At 63.2% G+C, this 10916-nt stretch carries 5 protein-coding genes; 2 read left to right on the forward strand and 3 right to left on the reverse strand.

Features of this window, described 5'->3' with window-relative positions; genetic code table 11:
- Positions 1–348: 348 nt before the first annotated feature.
- Positions 349–6543: an AAA family ATPase gene (locus GRF61_RS16120; RefSeq protein ID WP_169151652.1), complete on the forward strand. Its 6195-nt coding sequence runs from the start codon at positions 349–351 to the stop codon at positions 6541–6543.
- Positions 6543–7655: a hypothetical protein gene (locus GRF61_RS16125; RefSeq protein ID WP_169151653.1), complete on the forward strand. Its 1113-nt coding sequence runs from the start codon at positions 6543–6545 to the stop codon at positions 7653–7655. The genes GRF61_RS16120 and GRF61_RS16125 overlap by 1 nt, the downstream gene beginning before the upstream one ends.
- Before the next feature lie 182 nt (positions 7656–7837).
- Here GRF61_RS16125 and GRF61_RS16130 read toward each other — a convergent pair whose 3' ends face one another.
- The 3 genes from GRF61_RS16130 to GRF61_RS16140 are packed head-to-tail and all read right to left on the reverse strand — an operon-like array spanning position 7838 to position 10912.
- A complete protein-coding gene (locus tag GRF61_RS16130) occupies positions 7838–8650 on the reverse strand; it encodes a Crp/Fnr family transcriptional regulator (RefSeq protein ID WP_169151654.1) in 813 nt (270 codons plus the stop codon).
- Positions 8651–8654: 4 nt separating this feature from the next.
- Positions 8655–10532, reverse strand: coding sequence for a VWA domain-containing protein (locus tag GRF61_RS16135; protein WP_169151655.1), 1878 nt, complete (start codon positions 10530–10532; stop codon positions 8655–8657).
- Between the two features lie 8 nt (positions 10533–10540).
- Entirely contained in the window at positions 10541–10912 is a 372-nt protein-coding gene (locus tag GRF61_RS16140) for a hypothetical protein (protein ID WP_169151658.1), read from the reverse strand.
- Positions 10913–10916 lie beyond the last annotated feature (4 nt).

Below are 10916 nucleotides of genomic sequence, written 5' to 3' on the forward strand. Positions count from 1 at the left end.
TACCGAGAAGGTCCGCTCTAGGCTGGTTGCTGACACCGGTAGCCTTTGCCCTCGGATTGTTATACTGGCGTACCCCAGTGCATCGCTGATGCGCATATCATTGTTCTTGGCGCTAGTCATGGCCACCCTGTGGTGCGCGCACTTCACCAGCGAAACAGTAAGACTCGCTGGCGTCAGCTACGCGAAGCGGCTTTGGGAGGCGCTCGATCAGGTGCCCTAAAAGAGCGATCGCGCGTGCACTGCGAGCGTTCCGTATCGGCAGCCTGATCCAAGAGCGACTCGTTGGCAGAAAACGACGTCTTCGCGCGCTTCGTTGCTCCCACATAACTGGATCCATCACAAAGCCCCATGCGAGCCGACGAAAGCCAATACATTCATCAGCCCGTCTATGGGCTTCCCGCGTCACTGATCTCGTTGGACGGGAAGGTGCTGCCGATCATTGCTTTGATGCAGCGTGAGGCTGGCCTGAACCGTGAGCGGCGCCGTGATGTACAGTCGGACGCGCGTTTCTACGGAGAACCCGACGCCCGGCTCAGGCGGGCGGTGTCCAAGACCGATTGGAGCGTGCTTACCTACTACCTGAGCGCAGGCGAGCGCTTCAGGAGTTTCTGGTGCGTCGTTAAGCGCTTGCTTGAGCCGCAAAGGCGACAGGGTACGAAGGCGTTTGCGTTTGCGGTAGACGTGCAGTTGCTGAAGGCCTACGAGCCCGGCTGGCTCACGCTGCCGTTCGATGAGTCGACGCTGACCGCTGATTGCGAGGAGTGGCCCCGGATACGCAGTCGCATCGAGAAGCACTCGGGGTTCGATCAGGGCAGTACCCCGCTCGGCATGTTCATGCTGTGGCCGCGCCTTATTGTGGATCTGAAGCGCTGGGAAGATTTGAACGCAGGTCGTCGGCTACAAGTCGGCCATGCGATCTTCGCGCTTTCCTCCATTGGGTGGACTGACTGGTTCGTCGCAAAGGCCGTGGCCTGCTGCCCCGAGATCCAGTCGGAGCTAGGTGCATTGCTCAAAGCCAGTGTTCAGGCTGCTACCGACGACGAGCTTGGGCAAACTGCAGAGGAGTTGCACATGGGTGAGGCCGAGCAAATTGCTGCGACCGGCGCTCGCGCAGGGAGTGCTGACGACCCCGGAACGAGCGACGATCAGTGGGACCAAGTGATGCAGCGCCTGGATGCGGTTGCCGCCGAGCTCCGGGAGCATCCAACCCGCGAGGCGGTCGACGAGCTGTCGCAGATCGCTGTGGAGTTCGCGCGTATGCGTGAGTCGCTTCCAAAACGCCTTGGTTCGGTGGCGGAGCAGTTCGAGGAGCGACACCGTGGTTTGATGGTCTTCTTAGCTGAGACCGCGGCGCGACCGGGCTTCGAGTGGCTTGACGCGGCCACGCTCTCGCAGCTTGACGCGCGTTGGCGGCTTGCACGTGCCGAGCGCGGTGAGCCGGATCAGATAGCGGAGCTAGGTGCAGATGCGGCGGCGGCAATCATGCGCACTGGCGAAGCAAGCGAGGCGTTTGTGCGCGCGGCGGAGTTTGCCAAGGGGAGTCGCCAGTTGACTCAGACAACAGAGCAAACACTCGTGACGGCCAAGGGATTTGGCCAACAGGCAGCGGCGAAGCGGCAGCACGCCGATGCGCAGAGGCACGCCATCGAAACTGAGGCCGTGCAACTCGCGACGCAGGAGCGTCTGATTGACGCCGCCTCCCCCTTCGCTGAGCCGTTTGACTACTCGACGGACTATGTCGCCAGGCTAGACAACCACGAGGCGGTGATCCCTTCTGGTGAGGATGTTTCGATCGTCGTTGCACCGGCCGCTCCTGCGTCTGCCTTGGCGCCGGTCGAGACTGCGTCCGAAGTCGAAGGGTTGTTGATGCCCATTGAGTCCGACGGTTCTCACTTGCAGGAGGAACAGCGTGCTGAAGGGGACGAGCGTCTTGGAGGCTCGATCGAGCCTGCGGCCGAGGTAGCAGCTGTTTTCGAGCAACAGTCCCTGGTGGAAGATGTGCCTGAAACCGTCGCTGCTCTTCCGTCTGGTCAATCCGCCGACGAGATACGGGTAGGTTGCGCAGACCCGTACAGCGATCACGCAGGCGAAGTCTGTCGTCCGGTGTGGCATCTCCTTGCGGCCGGGCAACCGGCGTTGGCTTACCAGACGGCGAATTGGATTGAGGCGACGCATCCAGGAACAAAGGTTCCGTCTCCAGACTTGCTGGCGGCTGCGGCGCTTGCCGAAGAGCTGATGCTTCCGGATGGACCGCTCCAAGTTGCATTGGGCAGCCGATTCGAGAATTTGGCCCCTGCGGACTTTGCGTCAAACACGCCGCGGTCGTGGCATGCGGCAATCAATCTGTTGCTCGCGTCGGCGACCCTGCGGCCAATGGTGCTGGCACCCAGCAGTGGCGCCGCCACTGTGGCGGCGTACCTCCACCAAGGAGGCGACTACCCGGCTCTGTACGCTCTCGTGCAGAAGCTCCGCAGTCTGAGCTCGAAGCTGATGGGTTTCCGCATCGAGCCCAAGGTACTGCGCAAGGCTCGTGGCGAGGCAGCAATCAGGGCCGACTTGCAATCCCTGCAACACACAGCAGAGGACTGGCTCGGCGTCCAGGCTCCCGCCTACACGATCAAGTTTGCCGCGGCGACAAGCGTCTGGAGGCGCTGGCTCCGGCCCGGGGGTAAGATCGACGCGCTTGTTGCACCTGTGGTGCACAACCGCTTGGTGGACGCCGACCGTGTTCGCGAGTTGGTCGCAGAAATGTCCAATGTGGACCATGTTACTCGACTGATTCACACAACAGATCGGCGTGAAGAAAAGCGTCGACGCGGTGAGGACATTCATTCTGGTGCGTTGGAGCACTTGTTGCGGCTTGTCGATGAGGCACTCAAGTTGCCCCGCCAATGGCTGTCGTTGGTCGAGCTGCTTGGTGGTCGTGAGGATCGCCTGCGTGACCTGCTGGAAGAAGTGCACAAAGCCCTGCGCGAGAACTTTGGCGCCGTCGAGCAGGAGCTGACTCGGCCGCCCTTGCACGATCCATGGCGACTCGTGACCGGCGGCCAGACCCAGGCCTTGAGATCGGTGCAAGGACTTCTGGCGCTGTTCGACAGCGCGTCGAGCCTGCGTGAGTCCGAGCCGCAGCAGGTAGAGGTACTGAGCCGTTCCCTGCTTTGCCTCCCTGAGTTACCAATTCGGGAAGATTGGACGTTGGAGGTCGACCCGGAGGTGGCGCTAGCAGTGTTGGAACGGATGCAGTTCATTCCTCTCGAACCAGTGGCAGCGTTGCGATGCCGTGCCGATCGGGGTGACTTCCTTGGGGCCGAGATGATTGTCAACGCAGGACTTGCCGACGCCGACTGCGCGCCGATGCGTCCGGAGAGGGAGCGCTGGAAGCACGCGCTGCTTAAGGACATCTCCGAGTGCCAACGCGCAGTCGAGGTTGGTTCGGCATACGGCTATTTGCAGGAAGCGGAGCGGGGTCAGTTTGAAAGTCAGCTGGCGAGGTGGCAGGGGCAAGTTGAAGAACTGCGACGCTTCGACATCGTGATGGCCGAGATCAGAAACATTCGTGCTCGGGTCGAGGACGAGCGTGAAGCGCGTAAGACGGAAGTTCGCAAGGACCTGACTGACATTGTGCTCACCGACGCCACCCGGTCTGGCGCGATGGAAGTCGAGAAGGCACTGGAGGAGGGTGACATCGCCACTGCCCGGGAACTGGTGCATTGGCTCCAACAAGGCAAGCCGACACCAACCGACCTGGACGAAGACGCGCGCGAGGGGTTCGACCATTTTTTCCCGGAGGCGGTGAAGGCGATCGAATCCTGGCTAGCGGAACACAAGCGAGAGACAGTACAAGGTGCGTTGGAGCAGGGTCAGGCGATTCCAGGCCTTGACGCGACGCGTGTTGATGGTGCGCGCCGGAAGCAAGCGTCGAAAATGTTCAGTGCCTGGTCTGACATGAAAGCCAGACAGGAGGGGGAGCGCTCCAGGCTCGAACTGCTGCTGATCGGACTCGGATTCACGGTCAAAGACTTGATTCGCGCAGATAGAGTGTCTGGACGGGAAATCTGGAGCCTCGACGCCGATCCAGTCGAGGACCGTCAGGTCTGCCCCCTGCCCATGTACGGTTCCTCTGCGGGTGGGCGATACCGCGTCATCTGTGTCTGGGGGCGGCCTACCGTGGACGACCTCTTACAGTGGGTGGGCGATGCCTCGACGATGCGACCAGCGTTGCTGCTCTTCTTTGGCCGTATGTCGGAGCAGAGATGGCGTGACTTGAGTCGGCTGGCCAAATCGAAGCGACGGTCGCTGATGATGCTGGACGAGACGTTGCTTGTGTACCTGTGTTGCTCGGCAGGATCGCGCCTTAGAGCATGGCTCGACACGGCAATGCCGTTCTCGTACTCGTTGCCGTACGACGCTACGGCCGGTCTGGTGCCACCCGAGATGTTTTACGGGCGAGGTACCGAACTTGACGCAGTGCGCGGCCTCAACGGGCGCTGCTTCATCTACGGAGGGCGCCAGCTTGGTAAGACGGCACTCCTCAAGCGCGCTGAGCAGTCATTTCATGCCCCGTCTCGCGGTCACTATGCACGATGGATCGATTTGCGAGCCGAGGGCATCGGCGTCAGTGTGGCTCCAAGCGAAGTCTGGTTGACGCTGTATGAGAAGCTGAGGGAGTTGAGGGTTCTGGACCAGAAGCTGACCGCTCCAGCGCCGGGAAAGAAGCAGGGCGCAGAGGCAATGATCAAAGCCGTCCGCGAGTTTCTCGCGACCAATGCCGATCGGCGGGTGCTCTTGCTGCTTGACGAGGCAGACCGATTCTTCGAGCAGGACGGAAGGAACGATTTTGAGGAGACGCGCAGGCTAAAGCAGTTGATGGACGATACACAGCGGCGGTTCAAGGTCGTGTTTGCGGGTCTCCACAACGTGCTTCGGATGACAGAGCGGCCCAACCACCCCTTGGCTCACTTCGGTGAGCCAATCGAAATCGGACCGCTGCGCGAAGGGGAGGAAGTGAGGGAGGCAGCTGACCTTATTCGCAGACCGATGGCTGCAGCGGGGTTTGCCTTTGAGTCGAAGGGGTTGGTGATTCGCATCCTTGCGCAGACCAACTACTACCCCAGTCTCATTCAGTTGTACTGTTCCCATCTGCTCCGTCATATGTTGGGCCAGGTTACCAGTCGACAGAGGGCGAGTGGCCCACGCTATCCCGTTACCGACAGGGACATCGAACAGGTCTATTCGAGCGATGCACTGCGCGACGAAATCCGTGCCAAATTCCGCCTGACCCTTCAACTGGACCCGCGCTACGAGGTGCTGGCCTACTCAATGGCTCTGGATCTGCTGCGTGGCCGCTACACGCAGAGTGACGGCGCTTCGTGGCAAATGATTCGGCAGACGGGGGCACTGCATTGGTGGGCTGACGGTTTCCGCGACACCAGTGAACTGGACTTCCGGGTGCTGCTGGACGAAATGGTCGGGTTGGGGGTTCTACGTAAGCTCCCCGCCGGACGCTATGTGCTACGCAATCCGAATGTGCTCTTGCTGCTTGGGACGCAGGAAGAGATTGAAACGGTTCTGAACAAGGAGCGCGAACCGGCAGTCGAGTTCGAATCGACGACGTTCAGACCGCCCCTTCGGAGAGCGTCTGCAACACCTGATCGCAACGTCTTTACCTATCAGCAGTTTAGCCGGTTGCTGCAAAAGAATAATGACATCACCATCGTGACCGGAACGGAGGTTGCAGGTATTGCCAAGGTCGCGGCCAATCTCGAGGACTACTTGGAAAATGGGGCTACGCCGGTGATTTTGGACGAATGCTCCGACCGCCAGTCGTTCGGCGTCACGCTGCAGGAGGTGCTGGTCGATCGTCCTAAGGACCAAGTGTCGGTTTTCGTGATCCCTGAGTCCGTGCCGTGGACTAGTCTCTGGTTGGCGGAAGCGCAGGATCGCCTAAAAAGCTTGCGGTCAGAAAGTAAGTTCGCATCCCTAGTCTTCGTCGCCGATCCGACGACGCTCTGGCGCTTGTTGGATGATGACAATGTGTTGAAAGGCGGTGAGTTGCCGTGGATGTCTCTCTTGCAATGGAGCGAGGCGTTTCTGCGCCACTGGTTGGAGGAGCGGCAGATTCAGTTGGATCCCGAGGACCGCCGTCTGCTGATTGGAGCGACCGGTCTGTGGCCGGCGCTCGTTACCGATCTGGTCGGTGAGCGGACCGAGTTGCGCGCCGTGAGGGAGCGTATCGAATCGATCGCGCGGCAGCAGGCCACTGACACAGAGCAGACTGTGCTCTTGCGCAGGCGACTTGGCCTGGATGTAGTTAAACCAGTGGGAGTGATCGACGTGCTGGCGCAGTTATGTAAAACAAATAGCGACGGGGTGGTAGAGCCCATCGAGGCGAGCGACCTCGCCGTAATTGCCGAAGCGAAAAGGGAGCATGTGGAGCTGTGCCTCAGATGGGGGGAGCTTCTCGGGTTGACGCGTCGCGAGGGGGCCGGTTTCTGGACGGTCGATCCCATCGTCTCGCAGGTTCTGCTGGGAACGTGCGGTTGATGGACCGCTGGTTGCTTCCCGGTGCCATGGCATTTGTCGAGTCGGTGGTGGAGGCAATTCGCGATGGCGCGAATGTTGTTGTTGGTGCGCCCGCCAACGCAAGCGGCGCGCTCGCGCACGTCCTTGAGGATCGCTTGGCCGACGACAATTGGCGCCTAGCTGGCCCGCTGCAACCTAGCGGGCGACCCCCAATCGACGAGATCTGTGCCAGACTCGAAATCGACGACGAGCGCGGCCCCTCTGGAAAGACGGTAGCTTCGCTGATTGCCCGCATGGAGGATAAGCGGGTTGTAGTTGTTTCGGCGGTCGATATCCCGCAGTGGCCTGCGTGGGCACGCTTCTTGGGCGAGTATGCAAATGCTTGTCGCTCCGTGGACAAGTTTGACCGGACGCAATTGCTGCTAGTTACGTCCGGCGTTCCAGCTGATCAGTTGCCGGCCAAGGCACCAGCGCTTCAGTCGTTGGCGTGGAATGGTCACATCGGCGAAGGCGACGTGTTCGGCTATGTCCTTCAGCACTGGCGGCGTAATGGGACGCGCATCGACGCTCGTGCAAAGCTGGTAGCTCGGATCGTTACGCGGCTGGCGTTGTGGGACTTCGACTTGGTTGATCGGCTCCTCGAACTGAACTGGCAGGATCTTTTTGAGCCGACGCAGGTGCTTCGCTCAGTCGACGATGACAGGGAGTCTTGGGGCGGGCTCGGCTCCACGTGGGAGGAGGGCGGCCTCGCCGATTTTGACGGAGAGCGCATGGCGCATGCGCTCGTCTTGTCTCGGAATGGTGACCCCAAGAGGGAATTGGCGATGCGTTTGTGGGCCGCGCAGGCCGCCGAGTTGATGCCAACCCTTGAACTGAAGCGTCGACAGTTGGCTGATCGCATGAGAGCCAGTCGGGGGTTGCCTTCTTCTCTGCGGCTTAACGATGAGCCAGTTCTCGATTTGAACGATGTTGAGATCGGCGGTCTGTTTCATCTGGCGCGGATACATCGACTTCCGCCGAATATCGTTCAGACGGCACAGAGGTACCGGGACATCCGGAACAAGCTCGCGCACCTTGAGCCAGTGAGTGCGGATGAAGCGCTCTACGTTCTCACTGGCAAGGTGGGGCAATAACGTGCTGCCCAGTCACGACCGCAAACCCAGTTTGCACACACGGCGGATGCTCAAAACCAAGTAGGCGCAGCGTTCAGCTTGTGACGAGCGTCCATGGCTTCCGGAGGAAGCGGTTGAAGCTCTACGCGTTAGCCAAATCGAAAGGAGCTGCCCTGCGAATTCATCGCTGCACCCAGCACCCCTCAATTCAAACTCCGCCTCAGCCTCCCCAAATCCGGAATATGAATCGTCCGCCCCTGGACGACGATGAGCCCGCTTTCGATCAGCTCATGCAGGATGCGGGAGAAATGTTCCTGCGTGAGGTTCAGCCGCGAGGCGATGGTGCCTTTGCTGGTGGGTAGGCGTACGGTGACTCGCTCGGTGCCGGGGAGGGCGCCGGCGGGGCGGTTGCTGGCGGCGTCGCTTTCCTTTTCTTCCCGCAGCAGGTAGCCCACGACGCGTTCCCGGCCGGAGCGCAGGGAGTAGGTTTCCACGTCGGCGACGAGGTGGTGGAGGCGTTGGGCTAGGCCGGCGACGATCTTGCGGCAGAACAGCGGGTCGCACTCCATTTCCTCGAATACCACTTGCTTGGAGATGTGCAGCAGGCTGCAGTCGCCCAGGGCCTGGGCCATGACCACGTAGGGTTTGTCCATGAACATGACGGCTTCGCCGAAGGTCTGGCCGGCGCGGATGATTTCGACCACTTTTTCGTGGCCGGCGGCGGAGATGAAGGCGAGTTTGACCTGGCCGGTGAGCACCAGGTGGAAGCCGTGGCAGGGGTCGCCGCGGTGGAAGAGGACGGCGTTGCGCTCGACTTTCTGTTCGCGCACGCCGTGGGCGAAGCGGGCGATTTCCGCCTGGGCGAGGCCGTTGAACAGCGGGGCCTGGGTTAACAGCTGTGAGATGCGCTCGGTCTGTGGGTCCAGCGGCTGGCGATCCAGTGGCTGGCCGCCGCCACGCGGGGTGCGCGCGGGCGCGGCGAACAGCGTGGCACAGGGAATGTCGCGCGGACTCATCGAGTCACCTCGTCAGTTGGGCGTAGAACAGGGGCAGGCGGGAGGGCAGTTCTTCCGGCTTGCGGATGACGGTGAAGCCGGCGGGGCCGAAGAGGTGGGGCAGGTAGCCGGCGCCTTCGCGGTCTATGGTCACGCAGAAGGGGGCGAGGCCGGCGCGGCGGGCTTCGACGATGGCGGCGCGGGTGTCTTCGATGCCGTAGCGGCCGTCGTAGAGGTCGAGGTCGTTGGGTTTGCCGTCGGACAGGATGAGCAGGATGCGGCGGCTGGCGGGCTGGGCTTCCAGCAGCTTGGTGGCGCGGCGTATGGCGGCGCCCAGGCGGGTGTAGTAGCCGGGCTTGAGCGCGAGGATGCGGCCGCGGATGCGGTTGTCGAAGCGCTCGCCGAAGTCTTTCAGGCGGTGGAAGCGCACTTTCTCGCGCCGCACCGAGGAGAAGCCGGCGAGGGCGAAGGCGTCGCCGGTGGCGCCCAGGGCTTCGCCGAACAGCAGCAGGGCGTCGCGGATGACGTCGATGACGCGGGCCTGCGATGACACCCAGGCGTCGGTGGAGAGGGAGAGGTCGGCCAGCACCAGGCAGGCGAGGTCGCGCTCGCGGGTTTCCAGCGAGAGGTAGAGCTGTTCCGACGGCTGGCGGCCGCAGTGGCGGTCGGTCTGCGCGCGCACCGCGGCGTCCACGTCCAGTTCCGAGCCTTCCGGCTGGCCGCGCAGCCAGCGCCAGCCGGGCTGCAGGGCGGCGAACTGCTGGCGCAGGCGGCGGGCGGTGGCCTGCAGCGATACCGGCAGCGGGCCGGGCGGGGCGTTGCGGGCGGCCATCTCGATGACGCGCACATGGTCGGGGAGAAGGATGCGCTTGCGGTAGTCCCACTCCGGCTGGGGGATGCCGGCGCCGAGCACGACGTCGTCCTCGGCATCCGAGGGCAGGTCGAGGTCGAAGCGCACCTTGGAGGCGACCTTCTCCCTGTCTTCGGCGAGGGCGAGCTTGTCCAGGTCGCGGGCGGCGTCGGCGGCGTTGGGATCGGGCTCGTCGTCGGTCGGGCGGTTGAGCTTCAGGAATTCGGTGACCGCCAGCAGGCTTTCGGCGCGGAACACCATCATCAGGCCGTTTTTTTCCTTGGGCAGCTCCACCCGCTCGGCGCGATGGGCGTGGCGCTCGCTGTCTTCGCCCGGCTGGGTGCTGCTGCCGGGCGCTTGCTCTGGATCGGCGCCGCGGTTGCGCGGGAAGGGCGCTGGCGCCGCTTCGTCGCCGGCCAGCCACAGCAACACCGGCGCGGCGGGTGGCGTGCCGGCCGGCACCGGCGGCAGGGCGGTGACGCTGCCGGGCTCGCGCAGCGCGGCGACGATGGCTTCTTCGCGTGCGCGTTCGGCCGGCGGCATGCGGCTGGCGTTGCGCGAAGAGCCTAGGCGGCGCGGCGCGTAGGCCTCCACCAGCCGCTGGTATCGGCTTGCCATGCCCGGCCAGCTGGCGAGCACGGTGAGCGTGGCGCGCTGGTTGCGCTGCAGTTCGCTTTCGCCTTCCAGCGTTTCCGCTGGCGGCAGTACCTGGCGGGCAGCGGCCAGCGCGGCCAGCCAGAGGTAGAGATCGCGGTTGAGCCCGCGCTCGGGGAAGGCGTCGATTTCCGGCGGCAGGCGCAGCGTGGTGGCGTCCATGCGCGCCAGCGCGGCGTGGCTGCCGGCACCGGCGACGCGGGCGATGAAGCTGCGGCGGGCGCGGTGTTCATCCACTGGCGCCGCCGCCACGCGCAGGCCGGGGTCGCCGCCCAGGGCGCGGAAGAGGACGCCGGCGGTGCGTTCCACTTCCCTCAGCCGCACCACCGCGGCCGGATGGCTGACGCCGGCGGCGCGGGTGATGAGACGGTGCCAGAGTTTGCCGACGGCTTCTTCCATTTTTTTTCCTAAACCGGCAGACGGGGGCCGAGCAGCGGGTAGCGGTAAGGGCGCCGCAGCATGGCCTGGTTGAGGCCGACGACGCCGAACAGGATGAGGGTGGCATGCACGCAAACGAAATAGAGCACGCCGATGACCCAGGACCAGGGGTTGGAGAAGCCGCCCAGCAGGAATACCGCGGCACTGAGTCCGACCAGGATGGCGCCGCCGCGCAGGCTGACGGCCATGGTCTGCTGCAGGTGATTGCGCACCAGCGGCGAGGGGTGATTGCGCTTGGCCAGCCACAGCAGCGCCAGCAGCAAGAAGCCGACGCCGGGGAGCAGCATCAGGTTCACCAGGAAGAGGGCTTCAGCGGCGATCGCCAGCGGCGGGCCGGGGATGTTC

The sequence above is a fragment of the Azoarcus sp. TTM-91 genome, assembly GCF_012911025.1.
Taxonomy (GTDB): Bacteria; Pseudomonadota; Gammaproteobacteria; order Burkholderiales; family Rhodocyclaceae; genus Azoarcus.